General features: G+C 32.1%; 23 protein-coding genes. 12 read left to right on the forward strand and 11 right to left on the reverse strand.

Translation table 11 applies throughout. The features are described 5' to 3' along the window. From HMPREF2930_RS06010 to HMPREF2930_RS06025, 4 genes are all read right to left on the reverse strand, one after another. A partial coding sequence (locus HMPREF2930_RS06010) for a peptidoglycan recognition protein family protein (RefSeq protein ID WP_256278346.1) occupies positions 1 to 3,170 on the reverse strand: 3,170 nt, incomplete at its 3' end. Positions 3,171 to 3,321: 151 nt separating this feature from the next. After that, positions 3,322 to 3,741, reverse strand: coding sequence for a GNAT family N-acetyltransferase (locus HMPREF2930_RS06015; protein ID WP_017175782.1), 420 nt, complete (start codon positions 3,739 to 3,741; stop codon positions 3,322 to 3,324). Positions 3,742 to 3,858: 117 nt separating this feature from the next. Beyond that, the gene (locus HMPREF2930_RS06020) at positions 3,859 to 4,329 is read right to left on the reverse strand and encodes a DUF2538 family protein (RefSeq protein ID WP_002448219.1); all 471 of its coding nucleotides are present in this window, start codon (positions 4,327 to 4,329) and stop codon (positions 3,859 to 3,861) included. 19 nt (positions 4,330 to 4,348) lie between these two features. Further along, positions 4,349 to 5,587, reverse strand: a complete 1,239-nt coding sequence (locus HMPREF2930_RS06025; protein WP_017175781.1) for an LCP family protein — start codon at positions 5,585 to 5,587, stop codon at positions 4,349 to 4,351. A gap of 362 nt (positions 5,588 to 5,949) precedes the next feature. On the opposite strand from HMPREF2930_RS06025, the gene HMPREF2930_RS06030 reads away from it, so the two are divergent. After that, positions 5,950 to 7,119 carry a serine hydrolase domain-containing protein gene (locus HMPREF2930_RS06030; protein WP_017175780.1) on the forward strand — a complete coding sequence of 390 codons (1,170 nt, stop codon included), beginning with the start codon at positions 5,950 to 5,952 and terminating at the stop codon, positions 7,117 to 7,119. A gap of 47 nt (positions 7,120 to 7,166) precedes the next feature. On the opposite strand, the gene rihC is transcribed toward HMPREF2930_RS06030, so the two are convergent. The 6 genes from rihC to HMPREF2930_RS06060 form a co-directional block, all read right to left on the reverse strand. Next, positions 7,167 to 8,069 (reverse strand): ribonucleoside hydrolase RihC, encoded by a 903-nt coding sequence (rihC, locus tag HMPREF2930_RS06035; protein WP_017175779.1) that lies wholly within the window; start codon positions 8,067 to 8,069, stop codon positions 7,167 to 7,169. A gap of 132 nt (positions 8,070 to 8,201) precedes the next feature. Beyond that, positions 8,202 to 8,492: a cytochrome aa3 quinol oxidase subunit IV gene (gene qoxD / locus HMPREF2930_RS06040; RefSeq protein ID WP_002448242.1), complete on the reverse strand. Its 291-nt coding sequence runs from the start codon at positions 8,490 to 8,492 to the stop codon at positions 8,202 to 8,204. Next, entirely contained in the window at positions 8,489 to 9,094 is a 606-nt protein-coding gene (gene qoxC, locus HMPREF2930_RS06045; RefSeq protein ID WP_017175778.1) for a cytochrome aa3 quinol oxidase subunit III, read from the reverse strand. The genes qoxD and qoxC overlap by 4 nt, the downstream gene beginning before the upstream one ends. Beyond that, complete coding sequence (qoxB, locus tag HMPREF2930_RS06050) at positions 9,084 to 11,072, reverse strand: cytochrome aa3 quinol oxidase subunit I (protein WP_017175777.1); 1,989 nt, start codon at positions 11,070 to 11,072, stop codon at positions 9,084 to 9,086. Before qoxB ends, qoxC begins: the two co-directional genes overlap by 11 nt. Continuing rightward, positions 11,072 to 12,184 (reverse strand): cytochrome aa3 quinol oxidase subunit II, encoded by a 1,113-nt coding sequence (gene qoxA, locus HMPREF2930_RS06055; RefSeq protein ID WP_017175776.1) that lies wholly within the window; start codon positions 12,182 to 12,184, stop codon positions 11,072 to 11,074. The genes qoxB and qoxA overlap by 1 nt, the downstream gene beginning before the upstream one ends. 297 nt (positions 12,185 to 12,481) lie before the next feature. Continuing rightward, a complete protein-coding gene (locus HMPREF2930_RS06060; protein WP_017175775.1) occupies positions 12,482 to 12,799 on the reverse strand; it encodes a DUF5011 domain-containing protein in 318 nt (105 codons plus the stop codon). 268 nt (positions 12,800 to 13,067) lie between these two features. On the opposite strand from HMPREF2930_RS06060, the gene HMPREF2930_RS06065 reads away from it, so the two are divergent. Further along, positions 13,068 to 14,213, forward strand: a complete 1,146-nt coding sequence (locus HMPREF2930_RS06065; protein ID WP_017175774.1) for a globin domain-containing protein — start codon at positions 13,068 to 13,070, stop codon at positions 14,211 to 14,213. An 88-nt stretch (positions 14,214 to 14,301) separates the two neighbouring features. On the opposite strand, the gene folD is transcribed toward HMPREF2930_RS06065, so the two are convergent. After that, on the reverse strand, positions 14,302 to 15,159 hold the full coding sequence (gene folD, locus HMPREF2930_RS06070; protein WP_017175773.1) for a bifunctional methylenetetrahydrofolate dehydrogenase/methenyltetrahydrofolate cyclohydrolase FolD: 858 nt from the start codon (positions 15,157 to 15,159) through the stop codon (positions 14,302 to 14,304). 210 nt (positions 15,160 to 15,369) lie between these two features. On the opposite strand from folD, the gene purE reads away from it, so the two are divergent. Genes purE through purH form a run of 10 tightly spaced genes read left to right on the forward strand, consistent with a single transcriptional unit; the run spans position 15,370 to position 25,333 of the window. Continuing rightward, a complete protein-coding gene (purE, locus tag HMPREF2930_RS06075; RefSeq protein ID WP_002448044.1) occupies positions 15,370 to 15,852 on the forward strand; it encodes a 5-(carboxyamino)imidazole ribonucleotide mutase in 483 nt (160 codons plus the stop codon). Beyond that, complete coding sequence (purK, locus tag HMPREF2930_RS06080; protein ID WP_070597260.1) at positions 15,839 to 16,963, forward strand: 5-(carboxyamino)imidazole ribonucleotide synthase; 1,125 nt, start codon at positions 15,839 to 15,841, stop codon at positions 16,961 to 16,963. The genes purE and purK overlap by 14 nt, the downstream gene beginning before the upstream one ends. Before the next feature lie 3 nt (positions 16,964 to 16,966). After that, a complete protein-coding gene (gene purC, locus HMPREF2930_RS06085) occupies positions 16,967 to 17,671 on the forward strand; it encodes a phosphoribosylaminoimidazolesuccinocarboxamide synthase (RefSeq protein ID WP_017175771.1) in 705 nt (234 codons plus the stop codon). Beyond that, positions 17,671 to 17,931, forward strand: a complete 261-nt coding sequence (gene purS, locus HMPREF2930_RS06090) for a phosphoribosylformylglycinamidine synthase subunit PurS (RefSeq protein WP_002448160.1) — start codon at positions 17,671 to 17,673, stop codon at positions 17,929 to 17,931. Before purC ends, purS begins: the two co-directional genes overlap by 1 nt. A 1-nt stretch (position 17,932) precedes the next feature. After that, positions 17,933 to 18,604 carry a phosphoribosylformylglycinamidine synthase subunit PurQ gene (gene purQ, locus HMPREF2930_RS06095; protein ID WP_017175770.1) on the forward strand — a complete coding sequence of 224 codons (672 nt, stop codon included), beginning with the start codon at positions 17,933 to 17,935 and terminating at the stop codon, positions 18,602 to 18,604. Beyond that, positions 18,597 to 20,786 carry a phosphoribosylformylglycinamidine synthase subunit PurL gene (gene purL / locus HMPREF2930_RS06100; RefSeq protein WP_070597261.1) on the forward strand — a complete coding sequence of 730 codons (2,190 nt, stop codon included), beginning with the start codon at positions 18,597 to 18,599 and terminating at the stop codon, positions 20,784 to 20,786. The genes purQ and purL overlap by 8 nt, the downstream gene beginning before the upstream one ends. Continuing rightward, the gene (purF, locus tag HMPREF2930_RS06105) at positions 20,765 to 22,249 is read left to right on the forward strand and encodes an amidophosphoribosyltransferase (protein ID WP_017175768.1); all 1,485 of its coding nucleotides are present in this window, start codon (positions 20,765 to 20,767) and stop codon (positions 22,247 to 22,249) included. The genes purL and purF overlap by 22 nt, the downstream gene beginning before the upstream one ends. After that, entirely contained in the window at positions 22,242 to 23,270 is a 1,029-nt protein-coding gene (purM, locus tag HMPREF2930_RS06110; protein WP_017175767.1) for a phosphoribosylformylglycinamidine cyclo-ligase, read from the forward strand. The genes purF and purM overlap by 8 nt, the downstream gene beginning before the upstream one ends. A 2-nt stretch (positions 23,271 to 23,272) precedes the next feature. Further along, positions 23,273 to 23,839 carry a phosphoribosylglycinamide formyltransferase gene (gene purN, locus HMPREF2930_RS06115; RefSeq protein WP_017175766.1) on the forward strand — a complete coding sequence of 189 codons (567 nt, stop codon included), beginning with the start codon at positions 23,273 to 23,275 and terminating at the stop codon, positions 23,837 to 23,839. A 15-nt stretch (positions 23,840 to 23,854) separates the two neighbouring features. Continuing rightward, positions 23,855 to 25,333 (forward strand): bifunctional phosphoribosylaminoimidazolecarboxamide formyltransferase/IMP cyclohydrolase, encoded by a 1,479-nt coding sequence (gene purH / locus HMPREF2930_RS06120; RefSeq protein ID WP_017175765.1) that lies wholly within the window; start codon positions 23,855 to 23,857, stop codon positions 25,331 to 25,333. The last annotated feature ends 16 nt before the right edge of the window (positions 25,334 to 25,349 follow it).

The raw sequence follows: 25,349 nt of genomic DNA on the forward strand, positions 1-25,349 counted from the left end.
TTAGCTGAAGTAGGGTCGTCATAGTAAAAACTATTACCATTAGTTATAACTAAATCATCGTTATAGTCTTCTACTGTATCGAAAGATGAAGCGTTAGTTAAATCATTTAGTGCAATCCAACCTGTTTGATTATTAACTGTACCGTATAAATACGTTTTACCATCAACAATTGTCGATTTAGAAGCTGTGAAAGTTTGATTAGCAATGTTGTTTTTATCTAATCGTTGTTGATTAGTGCCCCAAGCAATCGTATACAAGCCCTTATTATTTTGATTGACAGTATAAGTACCTTTCACTTTTTGTTCTTTATCTAAATTTTTAATATTTAAGTCTTTAACATTATACCAACCTAATGGGGTATTTCCAGAAGTACTAGATAATAAAACATATGTATTATCATCTAATTTTTTTTCTTTAGTTACAACATATGTTTTGTTAGCATATTGCTTTGCATGCTTACCACTTGCATCGTAAATACTTGAACGTATACCATCATTTGTTGAATTTACTTGAGCAATTTTTGAAACAGTTTGAACACTACTTGTTTTTTGACTCGTTTTTACAGTTTGAACATCGTCTGATAAAATCCAGCCCCAAACATTATTGATAACACCGTGAAGATACGTATTTGAGCCTACTTTTAAAGCGTCTATAGATTTTAGAACATCTCCCTTTGAAGGAACAGTTGCTTTAATTTGAGACGAACTGCCCCAAGGTGTTTCATATATATTACTATTTCCTTTGATATTGTAATTTTTAATACCATCATTTATAGGTGTTGTAGTTTGAATATTAATTTCTGATGAAGGAATCCAACCGTGTGATTGATTACCATTAAAGTCAGAAATCAAATAAAAGTTTTTATTATTTAATGTCGCTTTTTTAGTTACACGATAAGTATTACCGTTAATAGAAGGATTTATTTTTCCTGATGAGTCATATACTGTTGTGTAAGCACCACTATTTTTTTTAGCTACTTGTCCTAAAGTGTTATTTAATTGAGAAACATTAAGTACATTAGTTGTATCCGCTTTGTTTTGAATATCATTTAAATAATATTTACTTACCCAACCAGTTAAACCATTTACTGAACCATATACATAAGTTGATTTACCTACTTGTTGTGATGCACTCGCTTTAAATGGAGATTGATTTGATTTAGATACTGTTCCAGCAATTTGATTATAATTACCCCATGGAACCGTGTATAGTGTCGTTCCAGGTTTAATAGTATACGATTTATTTACTTTTGTTTTAGAAGTAGTATTATTATAAATCGTTTCACTTTGTTTAACCCATCCATATAATTTTCCACTATTATAATCGGATACTAGGTAATATTTATCTTTACCAAGCTGTGCAGATTTTGTAACTGCTAAAGTATTATGAACTTGATTCGTTGTTTTTCCCTTAGAATCATATACAGTAGTATAAAGACCGCTATTATCTGATTTAATTTGAGCTAAGCCATTATTAGATGTTACTGTTAATTTTTTATTATTTACACTTGGTTTAGTAGTAGGAGTTGAATTATTTGTAGATGTTGTACCCCATGGTGCAACTTTACCCATTTTAATTAAATATTTTTCGTTAATTAAATCATATAATTCATCATAACTATAATTATGATTACTCAAGTAGGCATGTGGATCAGCGTGATCTGTACCTCCAAGATAACGACTAATAGCATAATGAGTCCATACTGTTCCATTAGCATCATATTCAGCACTATTTGGTTTTAATCCATAATATTGTAATTGTGTAGCAGCGTAATCTGCATAGTTATTCATTGAACGTGCAAATGAAGCATAATCATGTGTATGGACAATTTCAACATTAATAAAACGATTATTTCCATATGGTCCAGCTCCCCAAGATAAATAATCAGTAGGGGCAGTTTCAATAATACGATTTCCATCTACAAATGCATGTACAAACGCATTTGTATAATTATTTCTCATATAATTAATTTCGCCTTCAATCGTTGAATTGTCATTTGCAGTATCATGAACGACGATGCCTTCAGGTTTTCCTACTCCATTTCGATACCCATATTTAGGGAAGTAAGATGTATAATGTTCTTCAATCGAAGGAGCTTTCAAATTATTTGAGCGAATATAATTATTAATTGAAGATTTAACTTGTGGTACATATTTTGGTAGTGAAGAAGTAGTTGAATATGTACTTACTGTAGCTGGACCACCTTTTCCACCGATACCTTTATACACTGATGATGTAGAGTCAGAGACAGATGCATCATTTGATTGAGTTGAAGTTGTAGTTTTATTATTAACATTAGTATTATTTAAAGCTGCACTGTATGCACGTACTTTTAAAGTATTATGCATTGGTGAAGTTTGAGTATTATTATTTTGAAGAGTAGTATCTTCATTGTTAACTGTAGTGTTGTCTGATTTATTTGATAAATTGTTAGACGTACTGTCACTTTCAGTAGTAGAAGTAGAAGATGTTGATACTTTATTATTGTCATTATTTGTCGTTGTCGTATCATCATCTACTTTTTGTTGCTTATTATTAACGAAAGTAGTGCTTGATTGAGTTTTTGATATGCTATTGTTTTGACTATCTACGTTATTTAATGTTGTTTTAGGCTCATCTGTATTTAACTTTTGTGTATTTGAAACTTGAGCACTTTCATTATGAGTTGGTTGTGTTTCAGTAGTTACATGATTTGAATTTATTTTATTATTAGACTCTGCTGATGTAACTAATTTAGTTGAATCAGTTGAAGTAGTAGAGGTAGTAGCTACTTCATTATTATTATGTTTTGTATTATCAGATTGATAATTTGAAATTGTATCATTGTTTTTAAGTGTATCATTAGTATTAGAACGCGTTGAGTTATTTTGAGATGACGCTGATTGATTTAAGTGATCTAATTTTGCATCATATGTGTATGTATTATTAGTAGTATTTGATTTTACTAATGTAGGGTCTTGGTAAGTTTGCACCCCAGAGATATTTTGAGCTGCATTACTGACTTGATGTTTAGCTACATTGGCATTTTCAATATTTTGTTGATCATCGATTACATTATTAGCAGCCTCTTGTTTGTTTTCAGAGGCTTCAGCATGATGTGTAGTAAATGCTGCACCAAATAAAGTAAGGGCGATCATTGATGGGAATTTAAAGCTAAATTTTTTCGACATAATAGTTGCTCCTTTTTTAATTTACTTTTTTATTATAACGTCAAGAAAAGTAAGAGTAATTATTTTTAACTAATTTGTAAACTAAATTTAATTTTGTTTTTAAAAAATATCTAGCTGGTGTAAATGGAATTCAAGTATCGAAAAATATAATTTAAATTATTTTATACATTTTAATATGAACAATATTTTCTTCTTGAAAAGGAAGACCAATACTAACATAACCTAGTTTTTCATAGAACGGTTTAGCTTGTAGTTGTGCGTTTAAAATAAGTTTATGATGATGTTTTCGTTTTGCAATACTTTCAATCGTGTTCATTAATGTTTTACCGAATCCTTTATTGCGATAAGGTTTTAAAATTGCTACACGTTCTACTTTTATACCATCTTCATATGGACGAAATCGTGCACAAGCAAATGGATGATTATCGTGATATCCAATAATATGAGTAGAAGTATTTTCAAATGCATCTAATTCGTTTTCTAATGGAACCCCTTGCTCTTCTACAAAAACTGACTTTCTAATTTCAAAACAGTCAGAAAGCATAGATTGATTAATTACTTCTCTAAACATGTGACATTTACCTACTCTCTTAAATTAAATAAACTCAATCATTGTATAGAATCATTTTATATTATTTAAATATAGAAAAAAAACTCCTTTTACTAAAAAGTAAAAAGGAGTAATAAATTATAATGCTTCTTGGCGAACAATTGCGCAATATTGCCAAAAGATCCTTAATTGTGCGATGTTCCAGTTATTCATACCCATAGTGAAACCTGAAGGTCTAAAAAGATTAACGTCTGTCACCTCTAAAGCAGCTGCAATTAAATATTGCAAAGGAATACTAATGCTTTGCATTGTTTCTGTAATTCCATTTTCATCATATACCCAAGAAAAGGGTAAATCAGATTCAAATACATCTACTTTATTAAAAATTTCAGGTAAAGCAACAATGTAACAAGCTCCATTTACAATTGGATTCACTGAATTTTCACCATAGTATACTAATAATGCCTCATAGTTTTCACGATGTTCATGATTAACATAAAAGAATTCACTTCTGAATAAAGCCATGTCTTGACTATGAATAATTTGTTGTTCTAATACGTTAAACATACCGTTAATATTAGCAATTTTTTCATATGTTTTGCGTGACATTCTACGTGCTCCTCTCAAATTAATATAATTGATTTATTTCATTTTGATTGTTGAAGTCGTTTGAGTTGTCTGGATTGTTGCTATTGACTTGATTACTCGTTTGATCTTGCTGAACCATAGTACTATCAGATGGATTTTGTTCTGATTGTGATTGCGTAGAAGGGTTAGTATCATTATTTTGAATAGAGTTTTCATCTGTTGTGGTATCTTTTTGACTATTTTCTAACAGAAACGAATCAATAGGTGTTAACGGTACTAGATTGCCATAATGTTTAATGACTCTTTCATCCAATAAATCATTCTTATCTGTTATTTTAGATAGTCCTAAATCAGAACGCAATAAATTTGAATATTTTAATATGCTCTTAATGCTAGGGTGATAATAGTAGATACCATTTAAATAATCATTGTCACCTTTAAGTTGAGACTTTTTAAAGTCTATATTATCAGATAAATAAATTGAAGCTATCGATTTAATTTCTTCCGTTGTTAGGTTATGTTTAGCATTTTTACCTACTATTTGAACGAGTTCATCTAGTCTGTCATATGAATCTAAATTTTTTGCTTTCTGAAATAAAATTTTGATTAAATCCATTTGTCTCTCGCCACGTTTCAAATCTGAATCGTGATGACGCGTGCGTGCTACAGCCAAAGCTTCATCACCATTTAATTTGTGATACCCTTTTTTAACTTTGATTCTTCCAGTATCATCTGTGTTAGGTTCATCTAAATCATAAGGTACATCGTAATAAATACCACCTAATTTATCTACTGCTTGAACAAAGGCATCCATATTAATTCGAACATAATAGTCGACAGGGACATTAAGTGTGGCTTCAACAGTATCCATAGTAGCAATAGGACCTCCATAGGCATGTGCGTGTGTGATTTTATCGTAATAACCTACTTTAGGAATATAACTGATTGTATCACGAGGAATACTTAATAAACGGATTTGTTGTTTATTTGGACTAAGTGTTGCTAAAATCATTGAATCAGTTCTTGAATGTTCAGTCGTTTGACCATTTTTACGTCTACCTTCATTATCGTCTATCCCAAGAAATAATATTGATATAGCGTTTTTAGAAGGGTTTATTTTGCTATTTCTTAAAGTAGAATGACGTTTTGCATCAGATTTATTATATGAAGATTGCAAAGCATTCTCAGAATGATGATATAAATTGACAATAAAAATGACAGGAACAACAATAAGTAATAATGTTAATAGCATCATAAAATATTTTAAAAAACGATTCATAATTATGTGCTCCTATACGTATTTATTAAAAAAATAAGTTAATAATTTAATCATACCATTTTAATATAAAAGAATAATAATTATTACTCCCATAGCCATAAATTGTATTACTAATTGGCTAAAATTACAACTTAATTTTAATATAAAAAGATAATGTTTAAAAACTTTTATTTACAATGAAGCAGGCTTGAAAATTTACTTTATCGGTCTAAAGAATGATGTAATAAAAAATAGTCGGAGTAAGATATATTAAAGATGATATTTTAGGGGGGATAATATATAATATAATTTATTGAAAGAATAAAAAATTAATAAAATAGTGTAGAGTTAATAGTTTTTATTAAATTGTAATGAGGCAGCAAATGAAAAAAAGAATAGAAATAATAACATTAATCATAGTTTTAATCATCTTAGTAACATTATTCGTTATATTCTTAATGAAAGTATATAAAACAAATCATAAAGATACAGAATATAACAAAATTAATGATAATAAAACGTATTTACAAAAAAGAGATTATCATGTATCGAAATTGCCACATTTAAAGATAATTGAAGTCGAAGAACCACATATCAAAAATATTGATGAATATTTAAAAGCAATTCATTTTAATGGGGCAGTTACAGTTCTTGAAAATGGTAAATTAAAGTTGAATAAAGGATACGGTTATCAAAATTTTCATCATAAAACTAAAAACTCACCAAATACAATGTATTTAATTGGTTCCGCACAGAAATTTACAACTGGATTAATTCTAAAAAAATTAGAAAATGAAAATAAAGTGAATATAAATGATTCTGTCACTAAATATTTACCTTGGTTTGAAACGACAAAAAAGATAACTTTAAAAGATCTAATGTTACATAGAAGTGGGCTATATAAATTTGAAGCTTCTCCTAAAACTAAAAGTCTTGATGGTGCAGTACATGCAATACAAGCAAGGGGAATTGATGAAAAATTTTATCATAAACATTTATATAATGATGCTAATTACTTAGTGCTTGCTCAAGTAATAGAAGTAGTCACACATAAACCCTATGCTGCGAATTATTATGATGATTTAGCACAACCATTTAGTTTACAACATAGTGCTTTCTTTAATGAAAAACCATATAAAAAATATATGGCTACAGGATATAAAATGATTGACGGTAAATTAACTGCTATGAAACCAAATATATTAGCTCAATATTATGGAGCGGGTAATTTATATATGACAACATATGATATGGCTCATTTAGTAAATAATTTAAAAAATAATAATATTTTTAGTGAATCAGTGTCAATACCACTGACTCAGCAATTAGGAACAACAGCATATCCTGAATCTTATCGTTACGGATTTTATGTTACACCGCAATATAACAGAATTAATGGTGTATTCTATGGACAAATATTTACCGTCTATTTCAATCAACATTATGTCATCGTACTTGCTTCAAATATAGGTGATAATTCTAAAGTAACAAATGAAAATCGAATCTCATATATTTATCATAAAATACTAAATCAACAATCTTATTATCAATAAGAGTAAAATTAAATATTAAAAGGTCGGAACATTAATTGTTTCGACCTTTAATTTTTTAAAGTATTTAAAAATATTGTTTTATAATGTTCATTTATACTTGATACGACTACAGAACAATTAGGATAGGAAGATTCAAAATCAACTACAGTAGCACCACGAGTCAGTGACCCTTGTAATTCAATTTGCACATCTGCTTCTTTAATTTCATAACTCTTAGGATCAAGTAAATAAAGAATCGTAAATGCATCATATAGTTTTATTCCTTCTTTAAAATCTTCACCGCGATAGTGTTGGAAAATATGATACAACATTTGTGTTGTGTTGTTTTTATCTTTAAGAGTGTCTAAATAAGAATGAGTAAATAATGATTGACGCGCTAAATCTAAGCCAATCATCGTTAAAGGTAAACCAGCATTAAAAACGATATGAGCTGCTTCAGGATCACAATAAATATTAAATTCAGCTAGGGGAGTAACATTACCTCTTCCAGTACTACCACCCATCATAATAATTTCTTTAACATGGTTTTTGCATTCAGGATACGTATTAAAAAGTAGAGCTATATTTGTTAAAGGGCCTAAAGTTACAAGAGTAATAGGTTCATTAGAATGACTTAATATCTCATTCATAGCTTCTACAGCATGAGAAGACGCTAAATCTGAAGTAGAAATTGTAGGGAATTGATAGCCATCCATACCACTTTCTCCATGAATATGACTAGCATCTTGTATTTCACTTATTAATGGTTGAGAAGCTCCTCTATGAATAGGGACCTCACTGTTGAAAAAGGCTTTTAATTTTAAAGCATTCGCTGTGGTTTTCTCAACACCTACATTTCCATTTACAGTAGAAATCATTTTGACATCAAATTTTGTATGAGATAATGCAAGAGCGATTGCTGCTGCATCATCTATACCTGGATCAGTATCAATAATAATAGGTAATGACATGAATACACCTCCAAAGATTTTTACTTTTTCTTATATCTATCATACACAAAGAAGTAATTAATATAAACAAAACAAAAAGCCTGTACAAGTTAAAAAACTCGTACAGGCTTTTTAAGAAAGGTAGAAATTGAATTATAAGTGACTAGAATGTCCACCTTGCATAACCCAATAAGTACCAATAACTGTGATTAAAGTAATAATAATCGCAAAGATAACTTTGGCAGATTGTAAACGTCCATCTTTACCTTCAGTTAAGTGCATGAACATTAATAATTGTAATGCAGCTTGGATGAAAGCAAAACCAAAGATAATTGTTGTTTTAGCATGGAATGTCATGTTTGTGTATAGAGTTACAAAAACTGCTAATAACGTTAAAACGATTGAAGCAATAAAGCCAACTGTATGTTTTACGATTGTGTTCATCCGCTATACACCATCCCTATCATATATACGGCAGTAAAGATGAAGATCCATACAACATCTAAGAAGTGCCAGTATAAACTTACTATAAATAATTTTGGAGCATTAAATTTATTTAATCCACGTGTTGCTACTTGGATTAATAAACAAATAATCCAACCGATACCTAATGAAACATGGGCACCATGTGTACCTAATAGGATGAAGAAACTTGACCAGTAAGAGCCTACTTTAGGTGTTACACCTTCAGAAGCATAATGTGCAAATTCATAAATTTCGAATCCGACAAATACTAAGCCAAGGATTACTGTTAAAATCATCCAAAACATCATTTTACCTTTTTCTTCTTTACGTAAGTAGTAAATTGAAATACCACAAGTATAAGAACTGATTAATAAGGCAAATGTCATGATTAGGACAAGTGGTAATTCAAACAATTCAGTTGTCAATTTACCACCGTAACCGCCCCCATGTTGCAACGTTAATAACGCTGCAAATAGGGTACCGAATAATGCAAATTCGGCTGTAAGGAAAATCCAGAAGCCAAGTTTATTCAATTGACCTTCATGCGTACGTGAATCAATAGTGTTTGTATCATGACTCATGACCTACAGCCTCCCTTTCTTTAATACGTGCTTCTCTTAAACGTGCTTCGTTTTCAGCAACTTCAGAAGCTGGAATATGATAACCGTGATCTTGTACGAAACTTTGATAAATCATAGTTCCGAAGATACCAGCTACACAAATTAGGAATGGAATGATAGATTCGAAGATTAAGAAGAAACCACCAACTAACATGAATATACCCATAAATACACCAGTATGTGTGTTGTTAGGCATATGAATGTCTTTGTAGTTATGATTGTCTAAGAAATGACGACCATGTTCTTTCATATCAACAAATGTATCATAGTCATTCCAATCTGGAGTGATTGCGAAGTTGTATTTAGGTGGAATAGCAGAAGCTGTTGACCACTCTAAAGTACGACCTAAACCATCCCAGTTATCTCCAGTTGCTTCACGTGGAGATTTAATGTGGCTGTAGATAATGCTTGCTACTAAGAATAGGAAGCCGACTGCCATCATTAATGCACCGATAGTTGAGATGAAGTTTAATAACCACCAACCATCAGATGGCATATATGTGTATAAACGACGTGGCATACCGTCTAAACCAAGAATGAATTGTGGTAAGAAACATACGTTAAATCCAATCATGAATAACCAGAATGCCCATTTATTTAATTTTTCATTTAATTTGTAACCCATCATTTTAGGATACCAGAAGATTAAACCAGCTAGACAGGCAAATACTACACCAGTAACCAATGTATAGTGGAAGTGAGCTACTAAGAAATAAGTGTTGTGATATTGATAGTCAGCTGATGCCATTGCTAACATTACACCAGTAACCCCACCTAATAAGAAGTTAGGGATAAAGGCTAATGAGAATAACATTGGTGACTCAAAAGTAATACGTCCTTTATATAATGTTAATAACCAGTTAAATAATTTAACTCCGGTAGGTACACCGATTAACATTGTTGAGATTGAGAAGAATGAGTTAATTAAAGCACCATTACCCATTGTGAAGAAATGGTGAACCCAAACTAAGAAACTTAAGAACGCGATACCAGCAGTTGCCCACACCATACTTTGGTGACCGAATAAACGTTTACGAGCAAATGTTGGAATAATTTCTGAATAAATACCAAATGCAGGCAAGATAACGATATAAACTTCAGGGTGCCCCCATACCCAGAAGAAGTTTGCCCATAACATTGGCATACCGCCATCTGCTACTGTAAAGAAATGAGTTCCGAATACTCTATCAGCTGTCATTAAAGCAAGAACAACTGTGAATACTGGGAATGCTAAAATTACGATTAATGTCGTAATAAAAGTAGTTACAGTAAACATAGGCATTTGCATAAACTTCATAGTAGGTGTTTTACATCTAAGTATTGTTACAAAGAAGTTAATACCTGTCATTAAAGTACCGATACCTGAAATTTGAATTGCTACTAAGTAGTAGTTAACTCCTGGACCAGGACTAAATTCTCCTGCTAGTGGAGCATAGTTTGTCCAACCAGCTGCTGGTGATCCACCTACGATAAATGATAGGTTAAATAAAATCATACCAACAAAGAATAACCAGAAGCTGATGTTGTTCATTACAGGGAATGCCACATCACGAGCCCCAATTTGTAAAGGAACAACAACGTTCCATAAACCGAAAACGAATGGCATAGCCATAAAGATAATCATGATAACGCCGTGCGTACTAAAAATTTCGTTATAGTGATTTGATTCCAAGAAAGTATTATCCGGAATAGTTAATTGAGTACGAAGTAATAACGCATCAATACCACCACGAACGAACATTAATACTGCACAAATTAAGTACATTAAACCGATTTTTTTATGGTCTACGGATGTGAACCATTCTTTGTATAGATATTTCCATAATTTGAAATAAGTAATTACTGCGATTAAACCGATAACTAAGAATGGGGCACCAATTTGTGCCATAGTAATCATCCAGTTACCTTTAACGAGTAATTCATCCCATGGAAAATTCATTAATGTTCACCTCCATGATCATTATCTGCTTTAGACGCATTCTCGTCTTTAGCTCCTTTATTGATTTTTTCCATTTCCTTAGCGTTGTGAGTTTCTTCATCTTTGAACTCACTATCGTAAGGGTCATCGTTGCCTAAAATCATTGGCTTCATACCATGACGAGGATAGTTGACATTTGTAACTGTTACCTTACGAGCTGGTTTTTGAGGTTTATCTGTTACATCTTTGTAAAGATCTTTTTCAGCAACGAAGTTAGGATCTTTTTGAGTATAGTTGTAACGTTTATATGCATAGAAGATATACTCTGGATCAGCTGCAGGATCGACAAATGCCATGTGAGTACCACTAAATGTTAATTCTTTATTTGGAGTACTTGGTAAGATTTGTTTATCAAACTCATCTTGGCTAATAGTTTTCTTACTTTTAGCATCTTTAACCCAAGCATCGAAATCTTTTTGGTTTACAGAGTGAACTTTAAATGTTTGGCGAGAGAAACCTTCACCATTGAAGTTAGAGTTACGTCCTCTGAATGTACCAGTTTGATCGGCTGTTAAAGTCCAATTCATTGTCATGCCAGTCATGGCATATTTTTGACCACCTAATTGAGGAATCCAGAAACTAGTCATTGTATCCATAGATTGTAATTTAAATACAACTGGACGGTTTTTAGGAATAGTTAATGTATTCACTGTTTCAACCTTTTGTTCTGGATAAGCAAAGAACCATTTATATCCGGCACTAACTGCATAGACAACTAATGGGTCTTCTTTACTTTCAGGTGGTTTCTCGTAATCGTATAATGTTTTAACTGTTGGAATAGCTAAAGCAATTACGATTAAGATTGGTACCACAAACCAAATTGTTTCAATTAAAGAATTGTGGTGCATCTTACCAGATTCGTCATTTTTATTGTAACTATACTTGAAAATAAAAACAGCGAACATAGTAAGTACAACAGCAACAATAACAAGCATGAAGATGATTGAGTAAATAATCAAGAACTTCTGACTACTTGCTACTGGCCCTTTTGCATTAAACACTTCTATGTTTGAACAACCACTAAGTAAAATTAGTGTGCCAAACATAAGAAGCAACGACTTAAATTTTGACACTTTTTTGACCTCCTAATACTACAAATGTAGGGCTTACCATTAATTTTAGTTTATTACGCGATATTTACAAGACCTTATTAGAAAAAAATTACAATAATAAATAGGAAAAAACTAGTAACAATAGGAATGACGGGGAATGTAAGGTTTGTTAAAATTATGTGTCTATTCTGTGAAAAATGTCAAAAATAGAAAATTGTTCGTTACATTTGAGAAACATTATCAATTCTAGCGTTTACAATAAAAATTAAATAAAAAAGACGAGATATTCATCTCGTCTTTTTCAGAAAATTGACACATTTATTTAACTTTTATGTAACGTGTTGATGATTCTTCGGCTCCCTCTGAGTCGATGACATTATATCTTACTTTATAAGTACCTACTTTTGACGTATCTACGTGACCATCAACTGTAATTTTATGTGTTAAATCACCATCTTCTTTATCATAGGCACTAATTCCATTTAATACATTATAATCTTGACCTTTTTCAATAACAATATCGTTTACTCCTTTAAGCTGTGGAGTATGATTTGAAGTAGCTTCTGCACTTAAATTTGGAGTCACAAGAGTAGCGGAGACACCGAGAGCTGAAAGAGATTGTATGAGTTTATTCATTACGTTAACCTCCGAATGTAATAAGTCATTTGAATAATTTAACTATACTTTAATTTCTGATTTTTAACATCATACTATAGTCTTAATATAGCTTATTCAAGATTAAATTTAAATGAACTTAAGATAAATAAATATTAAATTTATGTAAAATGAAAGTTCTGTGAATTTAAAAAAATCTATATTACATTATAATAAGTATTGTACTAAAATATATTTGTAGTAAATAAATATATTTTACACATATAATTTTAAGTAGGAGTGGATTTGAATGTTAACAGAACAAGAAAAAGGAATTGTAAAAGAAACTGTTCCAGTATTACAAGAAAGAGGAACAGAGATCACTTCTTATTTTTACAATAGAATGTTTCAACAACATCCAGAGTTAAAAAATATGTTTAACCAAACTAACCAACAAAAAGGATTCCAATCTACTGCTTTAGCTCAAAGTGTATTAGCAGCTGCAGTTAATATTGAGCATTTAGAAAATATTTTGCCAGTTGTTAAAGAAATTGCATATAAACATTGTGCGTTGCAAGTACCACCAGCTGGATATGATATCGTAGGAGAAAACTTAATTGAAGCAATTAAAGCTGTTTTAGGATTAGAAGATAGTCATCCTATTATTCAAACTTGGAAAAAAGCATATCAAGAAATTGCTGATGTATTTATTCAAGTTGAAAAAGATATTTATAGTAAAATGTTATGGGAAGGTTTCCAACCATTTAAAATAGAAAAAATTGACCAACTTTCATCTGATATTAAATCCTTTACTGTAGTATCAGATAAATATGATTTAAGTCAATTTACACCAGGAGAATATATTACAGTTGATGTAAGTAGTGAAAAAATGCCTTATCGTGCAAAACGTCACTATTCAATTGTTAGTGGCGATAACAATCATTTAACTTTTGCTGTCAAACGTGATGTATCTACAGACCATGAAGGTGAAGTTTCAACTATTTTACATGATGAATTAAAAGAAGGAAATGATATTAACTTATCAGCTCCAGTAGGTCCATTTGGTGTGGTTAACCAAAATCAACCACAAGTATTTATTGGTGCGGGTATTGGTGTCACACCACTTGTTTCAATGTTTGATAAAGTAGCTGAAAATGGAAGTCATGCACAGTTTATTCAAGTAACTGGAGACGTTAACGATACACCATTCACTTCTCATTTAAAAGATATTTCAAAACGCTACGACAACGCGAAATATGAATTATATGATAGACAAGCTAAAGGTTATTTAACTAAAGAAACTCTTGAAAATTATGTGAATAATGATAGTGAAGTATATGTTTGTGGAAGTGCTAAATTTATTCAATCAGTGATTGAAGTATTAAAAGAAATAGGCGTAAGCCAAGAACATATTCATTATGAAACATTTGTTCCAAAATTAAGTGTTTCAGTATAAATGTAATATATTATTAAAAAAAGAGAGAGGCATAATTAATTTGAAATTATGTCTCTCTCTTTTTTAATAATAAACGTTTGAATTTAAATTATTCAATGCCTCTACGCATTTTTTCAGCTAATAATGTATTATTTAAAACCATCGTAATAGTTAAAGGACCTACACCGCCTGGTACTGGAGTAATAGCACCTGCAATTTCTTTTACTTCTTCAAATTCAACGTCACCTTTTAGTTTGCCATTTTCATCAGGAGTATTACCTACATCCACAATCACTGCGCCTTCTTTTACATCGTCTTTAGTAACTAATCCAGGTTTACCTACTGCACTGACGATAACATCTGCATGTTTTAAATGGCTATGCATATCTTTAGTACGTGAATGTAAGATTGTTACTGTCGCATTTGCTTGTAATAATAACTTAGACACGGGTTGACCTACAATGTGACTTCGGCCAATTACGACAGCATTTTTACCTTCTAAATCGATATCTGCATGTTTTAAAATTTCCATAATTCCTAATGGTGTACAAGGAACAAACGTTTGTTCATCAATGTATAATTTACCAATGTTTGATGGGTGAAAACCATCAACGTCTTTTTCTGGATTAATTGCTTCTAAAATTTTTTGTTCGCTAACCTGTTTAGGAAGAGGTACTTGGACTAAAATACCACTTACCGAATCATCATTATTTAAACGATCTAGTTCTTTTAATACGTCTTCTTCAGAAGTATCTTCAGATAAATGAACAATTTCAGATATCATCCCTATTTTTTCAGCAGCTTTCTTTTTAGAATTAACATAGCTTTGACTTGCACCATCATTCCCAACTAAAATAACGGATAATTTTGGTGTATATCCCTTTTCTTTTAAAGTTTCAACTTGGTCTTGCAACCCTTGTCTATAATCTTTTGCAATATGTTTCCCATCTAAAATTTTTGCAACCACAAAAAACTCCTCCTTGTTTATTAAACATCTGTCTATAGATTAACTTTAAAGGTATAAAAACGTCAAATTTTAGCTAAAAAGCGTAAATTAAGTTAAGAAACATAGATAAAGTTCGATTTTTGATTGAAATTAAATCTTATACTTGGTATGCTATACGTGTAATATACAACTAATAAGATTTATATTTTAAACTTTGAAAGGGTGTACAAAGTGAAAGTAGCAGTCATTATGGGTAGTTCCTCAGACTGGAAGATTATGCAAGAAAGTTGTGCAATGTTAGAACAATTTGAAATACCATATGAAAAGAAAGTAGTGTCAGCACATCGTACGCCAAAGTTAATGTTTGATTTTGCAAGTGAAGCACGTACAAACGGTTATGACGTTATTATTGCTGGCGCTGGTGGTGCAGCACATTTACCTGGGATGGTTGCTTCAATGACAACGTTACCTGTTATCGGTGTACCTATTGAATCTAAAAGTTTAAAAGGACTAGATTCACTATTGTCTATTGTTCAAATGCCTGGTGGAATTCCTGTTGCTACAACGGCAATCGGTAAATCTGGGGCTAAAAATGCTGGTATTTTAGCAGCGAGAATTTTAAGTATTGGAAATGATTCAGTTCGTAAACATCTTGAACAATATGAACAATCTTTAGTAGATAAGGTAGGCGAAATGCAAGATGAACTTCAATAGATTAAAGTTCGGAGCAACAATTGGTATTATTGGTGGAGGACAATTAGGTAAGATGATGGCACAATCTGCCCAAAAAATGGGCTTTAATGTAGCGTGTTTAGATCCTAATCCAGATAGTCCATGTAAATCAGTAGCAGATGTTTTTATCACGGCAGAGTATGATGATGAAGAAGCCTTAAACAAATTGGGTCAACAATCAGATGTGATTACTTATGAATTTGAAAATATATCTGCTCAACAACTTAAGCAACTAACTCAACAATTTAACATTCCTCAAAGTTATCAAGCAATTGAATTATTACAAGATCGTTTAACTGAAAAACAAACATTAGAATCTGCAGGTACGAAAATTGTTCCTTATGTATCTTTAAAAGATGAAAAAGATTTGAATCAAGCAATTGAAACATTAAGTTATCCATTTATCGTAAAAACACGTTTTGGTGGATATGATGGTAAAGGACAAATTTTAGTGAAAAATGATTCCAATGTTGAAGAAGCTAAAGTACTTGTTTCAAATCATGAATGTGTGGCAGAAAAATTTTTAGATCTCGATCGAGAAGTATCTTTAACTGTAACGATTGGTAATCAAAAACAAATTGCTTATTTCCCACTACAAGAAAACGAGCATCGTAATCAAATACTATTTAAAACTATTATTCCAGCTAGATGCGATAAAGAGCAAGAAGCGAGAAAAGAAGTAGATAAAATAATCGAAAAAGTTCACTTTGTTGGTACTTTTACCGTGGAATTCTTTATTGATAAATCAAATCACTTATATGTAAATGAAATTGCACCGAGACCACATAACTCTGGACATTATACGATTGAAGCATGTGATTATTCTCAATTTGATACACATATCTTAGCAGTAACTGGTCAAGATTTACCTCAAGAGATTGAAATTTTAAAACCAGCTGTGATGATGAATTTACTAGGACGCGATTTAGACTTATTAGAAGATAAATTTGGAGATCATCCTGAATGGCATGTCCACATCTATGGAAAAACAGAACGAAAATCGGATAGAAAAATGGGGCATATGACCATTCTTACAAATAATGTTAATGAAACTGAAAATGAAATGTTGAAACAATTTAAAGGGAGAGAATAATCAATGTCATTACTTTATGAAGGTAAAGCAAAAAGAGTATTTTCAACTGAAACAGTACATCAGTTGAGAGTTGAATACAAAGATGAAGTCACAGCAGGTAACGGCGCCAAAAAGGATAAGATGCAAGGGAAAGGACGTTTAAATAATCGAATTACTTCAATTATTTTCGAATATTTAAATAAACATGGCCTTGAAAGCCATTTTATTAAACAGCTTTCTGAAACTGAGCAATTAGTTAAAGAAGTAAAGATTATACCACTAGAAGTAGTTGTAAGAAATATTGCAACAGGTTCTATTACGAAACGTTTAGGTTTTGAAAAAGGCCATGTATTTGATGAACCACTTGTAGAATTCTTTTATAAAAATGACGATTTAAATGATCCATTGATTACTGATGATCATGTCAAATTACTTCATATTGCTAATGATGAGGAAATTAAGGCATTAAAAGATATGGCTAAAAATATTAATAAAGTATTAATTCAATTAATGAATGAAATGGATTTAAGATTAGTAGATTTTAAAGTTGAATTTGGAAAAACAGAAAATGGTGATATTTTATTAGCGGATGAAATTTCACCAGATACTTGTCGTATTTGGGATAAATATTCAGATACGAATTTCGATAAAGATGTATATAGAAATGATACTGGTTCTTTAATAGATACGTATCAAACATTTTTGGATAAATTGGAGGAACTAAAATAATGAAAACAATTGAACTTCACATTACATTACAACCACAGGTATTGGATACACAAGGTCAAGCATTAAATCGTGCTGTGCATGACTTAGGTTATAAACAAGTTAATGACATTAGAGTAGGTAAAGTATTATATATGACTGTTGATGAAGCTACAGATGAAGCAGTAAATAATATTATTACGACATTAAGCGAAAAGTTATTTGCTAATACGGTTATTGAAGAATATAGTTATAAAATTGTTGATGAAAAGGAGAATGCATAATATGAAATTTGCAGTTCTCGTTTTTCCAGGATCTAACTGTGATAGAGATATGTATAATGCGGCTATTAAAACAGGTGCAGAAGCTGAATATGTAGATTATCGTGAAACATCTTTAAAAGGTTTTGACGGGGTATTAATTCCAGGTGGTTTTTCATTTGGTGACTATTTACGTTCAGGGGCTATGGCAAGTGTCGCTCCAATTATTAGCGAAGTGAAACGTTTTGCCAGTGAAGGTAAGCCCGTTTTAGGTGTATGTAATGGATTCCAGATTTTAACTGAGATAGGACTATTACCCGGCGCCTTATTACATAATGATTCACATCTATTTATTAGCAGAAATGAAAAACTGAAAATTGTTAATAATCAAACTCCTTTTACTAATTTATATGGAGAAAATGAAATTGTTGTTTATCCTGTAGCACATGGAGAAGGACATTATTATTGTACAGATGATATGTACAATGAATTAGTTGAAAATAATCAAATTATTTTAACATATGAAGATAACCCGAATGGGTCTCATGAACATATTGCAGGTATTGTAAATAAAGCAGGCAATGTATGTGGAATGATGCCTCATCCTGAAAGAGCACTTGAAACACTTCTTGGTACAGACAGTGGTGTTAAATTATTCGAAGCAATGGTAAATAGTTGGAGGGAACAAAATGTCTAAGTTTATCGAACCTAGTATTGAAGAAATTAAACTTGAAAAACTATATCAAGACATGGGTTTAAGTGATGAAGAATATAATAAGGTACGTGAGATTTTAGGAAGAGAGCCTAACTTTACAGAAGTAGGTATTTTCTCAGTCATGTGGAGTGAACATTGCTCTTATAAACATTCTAAACCTTTCTTAAAGCAATTCCCGACAACTGGCGAGCATGTCCTTATGGGACCAGGTGAAGGTGCTGGAGTTGTAGATATTGGTGATAATCAAGCGGTAGTTTTCAAAGTAGAATCTCACAATCATCCTTCAGCAATCGAACCTTATCAAGGTGCAGCTACTGGTGTAGGAGGTATCATCAGAGATATCGTATCGATTGGAGCAAGACCCATTAACCTACTAAATAGTTTGCGATTCGGTGAATTATCAGTAAAACAAAATCAACGTTTATTAAAAGGCGTTGTCCGTGGTATTGGTGGTTACGGTAATTGTATTGGTATACCAACTACAGCAGGAGAAATCGAATTCGATGAACGTTACGATGGAAATCCGCTTGTCAATGCAATGTGTGTAGGTGTTATCGATCACGATATGGTACAAAAAGGTACTGCTAAAGGTGAAGGAAATTCAGTCATTTATGTAGGCCTTAAAACTGGACGTGATGGTATTCATGGTGCCACATTTGCATCTGAAGAATTAACTGAAGAAAGTGAAAGTAAACGACCTTCAGTACAAATTGGTGACCCATTTGTAGGTAAAAAATTAATGGAAGCCACACTTGAAGCAATCACATTTGATGAACTTGTAGGTATCCAAGATATGGGAGCAGCAGGTCTTACCTCTTCTTCATCAGAAATGGCTGCTAAAGGCGGTAGTGGATTAGTACTGTATCTAGATCAAGTCCCAACACGTGAACCAGGAATCTCACCATATGAAATGATGTTATCTGAAACACAAGAAAGAATGTTACTTGTTGTTGAAAAAGGAACAGAACAAAAGTTCTTGGACTTATTTGATAAACATGAACTTGATAGTGCAGTAATTGGTGAAGTAACGGATACTGACCGCTTCGTTCTTAAATACGAAGATGAAGTGTATGCAGATATTCCTGTTGATGCACTAGCTGATGAAGCACCTGTCTATATTTTAGAAGGTGAAGAAAAAGAATATAATACCTCAAAAAATGATTATAGTGAGATCAATGTACAAGATGTATTTAAGAAATTATTAAAGCATCCAACAATTGCTTCGAAACATTATTTATATGAACAATACGATCAACAAGTAGGTGCTAATACCATTATTAAACCTGGACTACAATCATCTGTAGTAAGAGTTGAAGGAACAAATAAAGCCATTGCTTCAACCATTGATGGTGAAGCTCGATATGTATTTAATCAACCTTACGAAGGTGGGAAAATGGTTGTGGCAGAAGCTTATAGAAATTTAATTGCTGTAGGCGCAACACCATTAGCTATGACAGACTGTTTAAATTATGGTTCTCCAGAAAAGAAAGAAATTTACCAACAATTGATTGATTCTACAAAAGGAATGGCAGAAGCTTGTGAAGTATTAAAAACACCGGTAGTATCAGGAAACGTTTCTTTATATAACGAAACTAGAGGAACTTCTATTTTCCCTACACCAGTAGTAGGAATGGTAGGACTCATTGAAGATATTCAATATTTAAATGATTTCCATCCAGAAACAGGGCATACATTATATCTTGTAGGAGAAACAAGAAATGATTTTGGTGGAAGTCAAATTGAAAAACTTTTATATAGTAAAGTCAATCATGAGTATGAAGAAATTGATTTAGGTGATGAAGTGGCAAAAGGCGAAGCAATAAAAACATCTATTAGAAATGGAATTGCTTCTCATGTACAAACTGTAGGTAAAGGCGGTTTACTTATTACGCTTGCTAAAATAAGTGCTTATTATAATTTAGGATTAGAAGCAAAAGTAGAACTCTCTGATGCACAATTATTTAGTGAAACACAAGGACGTTATGTCGTTGCAGTCAAAGAAGGACAAACACTAGATGTAGATGGAGCTATTAAAATTGGTGAATTAACAGATGTTGATGAATTTAAAGTATCTAATACTACATCTACAATGACAGAAAAAGTCTCAGATATTAAAGCAATTTGGGAAGGAGCTATTTCAGAATGTTTAACTACAGTGGATTAAACGAAGAATGCGGTGTCTTTGGCATTTGGAATCATTCAGAAGCAGCTCAGTTAACTTATATGGGATTGCATAGTTTACAACATAGAGGGCAAGAAGGTGCAGGGATTGTAGTTTCTGATGAAGATACTCTAAAGGGTGAACGTGGTTTAGGTTTACTTACTGAAGCCATTAAAGAACCACAACTTAATAAACTAAAAGATGGCAATCATGCTATTGGACATGTTCGTTATGCGACATCAGGAAATAAAGGTATCGAAAATATCCAACCATTTTTATATCATTTCTACGATATGAGTGTCGCAATTTGTCATAATGGTAATTTAATTAATGCACAAACTTTAAGACAGTACCTTGAAAAACATGGTGCCATTTTCCACTCATCTTCTGATACTGAAGTGATTATGCATTTAATTCGTCGTAGTAAAGCTCCTACATTTGAAGAGGCGCTAAAAGAAAGTTTACGACAAATTAAAGGCGGATTTACTTTCGCAATATTGACTAAAGACGCTTTGTATGGTGCTGTTGATCCAAATGCGATTCGTCCTCTAGTAGTTGGTAAGATGCAAGATGGAACATACATTTTAGCTAGTGAAACATGTGCCATAGATGTGCTAGGAGCAGAATATGTTCAAGATATTCATGCTGGAGAGTATGTTGTCATTAATCACAATGGCATTGAAGTAAAATCATATACAAGTCACACTAACACAGCTATTTCAGCAATGGAATATATTTACTTTGCGCGTCCAGATTCAACAATTGCTGGAAAAAATGTGCATGCAGTTCGTAAAGTTTCTGGTAAAAAATTAGCTCAAGAAAGTCCGGCTCAAGCAGATATGGTTATCGGTGTTCCAAACTCATCATTATCTGCAGCTAGTGGCTATGCTGAAGAGATTCAATTACCTTATGAAATGGGGCTTGTGAAAAACCAATATGTCGCACGAACTTTTATTCAACCTACACAAGAATTACGTGAACAAGGAGTACGCGTTAAGCTATCGGCAGTGAAAGATATTGTAGAAGGTAAAGACATTATTTTAGTTGATGATTCTATTGTAAGAGGAACAACAAGTAAACGTATTGTCAAAATGCTTAAAGATGCTGGAGCAAATAAAATACATGTACGTATAGCTTCTCCAGAATTTATGTTCCCTAGTTTTTATGGAATTGATGTGTCTACTACTGCTGAATTGATTTCTGCTAGTAAATCTCCAGAAGAAATTTGTGAGTATATTGGTGCAGATTCTCTTGCATATTTAAGTGTTGAAGGTCTTATAGAATCAATTGGATTAGATTTTGATGCACCATATAGTGGATTATGTGTAGAAAGTTTTACAGGAGATTATCCAGCAGGTCTATTTGACTATGAAGAAAACTATTTAAATAATTTAAGTACACGTCAAAAAGAATATATTGATAATCATAAACATTATTTTGATAGAGAGGGAAATATACATGTCTAAAGCTTATGAACAATCAGGTGTTGATATTCATGCAGGTTATGAAGCGGTAGAAAGAATGTCTAGTCATGTTCAACGTACAATGCGTAAAGAAGTACTTGGTGGATTAGGTGGATTTGGTGCGACTTTTGATTTATCCCAGCTTAATATGAAAGCGCCAGTATTAGTCTCTGGTACAGATGGTGTAGGAACAAAATTAAAGCTTGCCATTGATAATAATAAGCATGACACGATTGGTATTGATGCAGTTGCCATGTGTGTAAATGATATTCTTACAACGGGCGCAGAACCGCTATATTTTTTAGATTATATAGCAACAAATAAAGTTGTTCCGGAAGTGATAGAGCAAATTGTAAAAGGTGTGAGTGATGGTTGTGAAGCTACTCATACTGCTCTTATTGGTGGAGAAACAGCCGAGATGGGTGAAATGTATCACGAAGGAGAATATGACTTAGCAGGTTTTGCTGTAGGGGCAGTCGAAAAAGATGAATATATTGATGGATCTGAAGTAGAAGAGGGACAAATTATCATTGGTTTAGCTTCTAATGGAATTCATTCTAATGGGTATAGTTTAGTAAGAAAGTTAATTCAAGAATCCGGAATTAATTTGAATGATTCATTTGATGGAAGTACTTATCTTGATACATTTTTAGCTCCGACTCAATTGTATGTGAAACCTATTTTAACTTTAAAAGAAAAAGTTAAAATCAAAGGCATGAATCATATTACTGGTGGCGGATTTTATGAAAATATACCTAGAGGCTTACCTAACGGGTTAGCAGCTAAAATTGATACACAATCCTTCCCAACACCAAAAGTATTTGAATGGTTACAACAACAAGCTGACATTGAAACGAGTGAAATGTATAACGTTTTTAATATGGGCATAGGCTATACTGTCATTGTAAATAAAGAAGATGTATCTAAAGCACTTGATATCTTAAAAGAACAAGATATTGCTGCATATCAAATAGGGGAAATTGTTAAAAGTAATGATGCACCGATTTATCTTGAGGGGGTATAGATATGACTAAGGTGGCTATATTTGCCTCTGGATCAGGAAGTAACTTCGAAAATATTGTATCTAAAGTTGATAAGGGGCACCTTAATAATATAGAAATTACTTCTTTGTATACAGATCATCACGATGCTTATTGCATTGAGCGTGCAAAACAGTTGAAAGTGATGGTTCATATTAATGAACCTAAAGACTTTGAAAACAAAGCAGAATATGAACAAAAATTAATTCAACTTCTTCATAGTGAAGAGGTGGAGTGGATTATCTTAGCAGGTTATATGAGATTAGTGGGACCAGACTTATTAAATGCTTATGAAGGTAAAATATTGAATATTCATCCTTCATTATTACCAAAGTACAAGGGGAAAGATGCAATTGGTCAAGCATTTAATAGTGGGGATAAGGAAACAGGTTCAACAGTTCACTATGTAGATAGTGGAATGGATACGGGAGAAATAATTGAACAACGAAAATGTGATATAAAACCGGACGATACAAAAGAAGCGTTAGAAGAACGTGTGAAACAATTAGAATATGAACTTTATCCAAGTGTAATAGCTAAAGTTATTAAATAAGGAGCATAGTTAATCATGAAAAAAGCAATTATTAGTGTTTCAAATAAAAGTGGAGTCGTGGAATTTGCTAAATCATTAACGCAATTAGATTATGAATTATATTCAACGGGCGGTACAAAACGTGCTTTAGAAGAAGCTAATGTAACTGTTAAATCTGTATCAGAGTTGACGCAATTCCCTGAAATTATGGATGGTCGTGTAAAAACGTTACATCCAGCAGTACACGGTGGTATTTTAGCAGATCGTAATAAACCTGAACATTTAGAACAATTATCAGAACAACACATTGATTTAATTGATATGGTTGTGGTCAACTTATATCCTTTCCAACAAACTGTAGCTAATCCAGATGTAACTGAAGATGATGCAATTGAAAATATCGATATTGGTGGTCCAACTATGTTACGTGCTGCAGCCAAAAATTTTAAACATGTAACAACCATTGTCCATCCATCTGATTATAATGAAGTCATTCAACGAATTAAAGAACATCGACTTGATGAATCATACCGTAAGTCATTAATGATTAAAGTATTTGAACATACAAATGAATATGATCATGCAATTGTAAGTTTCTTCAAAGGAGATAGTGAAGAATTACGATATGGTGAGAATCCTCAACAATCAGCACGTTTTGTTCGTACTTCTAATAGTAAACATACTATTGCTGGTGCGAAACAATTACATGGTAAGGCATTGAGTTTTAATAATATTAAAGATGCAGATTCAGCATTAGCATTAGTGAAAAAATTTAAAGAACCAGCTGCCGTTGCAGTTAAACACATGAATCCATGTGGTGTAGGTATTGGCACTGATATTGAAACTGCATTTAAACATGCGTATGATGCAGATAATCAGTCTATCTTTGGTGGGATCATTGCACTCAATAGAACAGTTACCAAAGATTTAGCGGAAACGTTACATTCTATTTTCTTAGAAGTTGTCATTGCACCAAAATTTGATAAAGAAGCTTTAGATATTTTAACTCAAAAGAAAAATATTCGCTTATTAGAAATTGATATGACAATTGATAATCGTGAAGAAGAATTTGTTTCAGTCTCAGGTGGATATTTGGTTCAAGATAAAGATAATTACGAAGTGTCTAAAGAAGAAATGAAGGTTGTTACAGACGTTGAACCTACCGATGCTCAGTGGGAGGCAATGCTTCTAGGATGGAAAGTTATTCCATCAGTGAAAAGTAATGCAATCATTTTAAGTAATAATAAACAGACAGTTGGAATTGGTGCAGGACAAATGAATAGAGTAGGTGCAGCTAAGATTGCATTAGAGCGCGCAATTGAAATAAATGACAATGTAGTAATGATTTCTGATGGCTTCTTCCCAATGGATGATACTGTTGAACTTGCTGCAAAACATGGTATTAAAGCTATTATTCAACCAGGCGGTTCAATTAAAGACCAAGATTCGATTGATATGGCTAACAAACATGGTATTGCTATGGTTACTACTGGTATGCGTCATTTTAAACACTAATTTAAAATAATTGAGA

Source organism: Staphylococcus sp. HMSC068C09, from assembly GCF_001813735.1.
GTDB lineage: Bacteria > Bacillota > Bacilli > Staphylococcales > Staphylococcaceae > Staphylococcus > Staphylococcus hominis.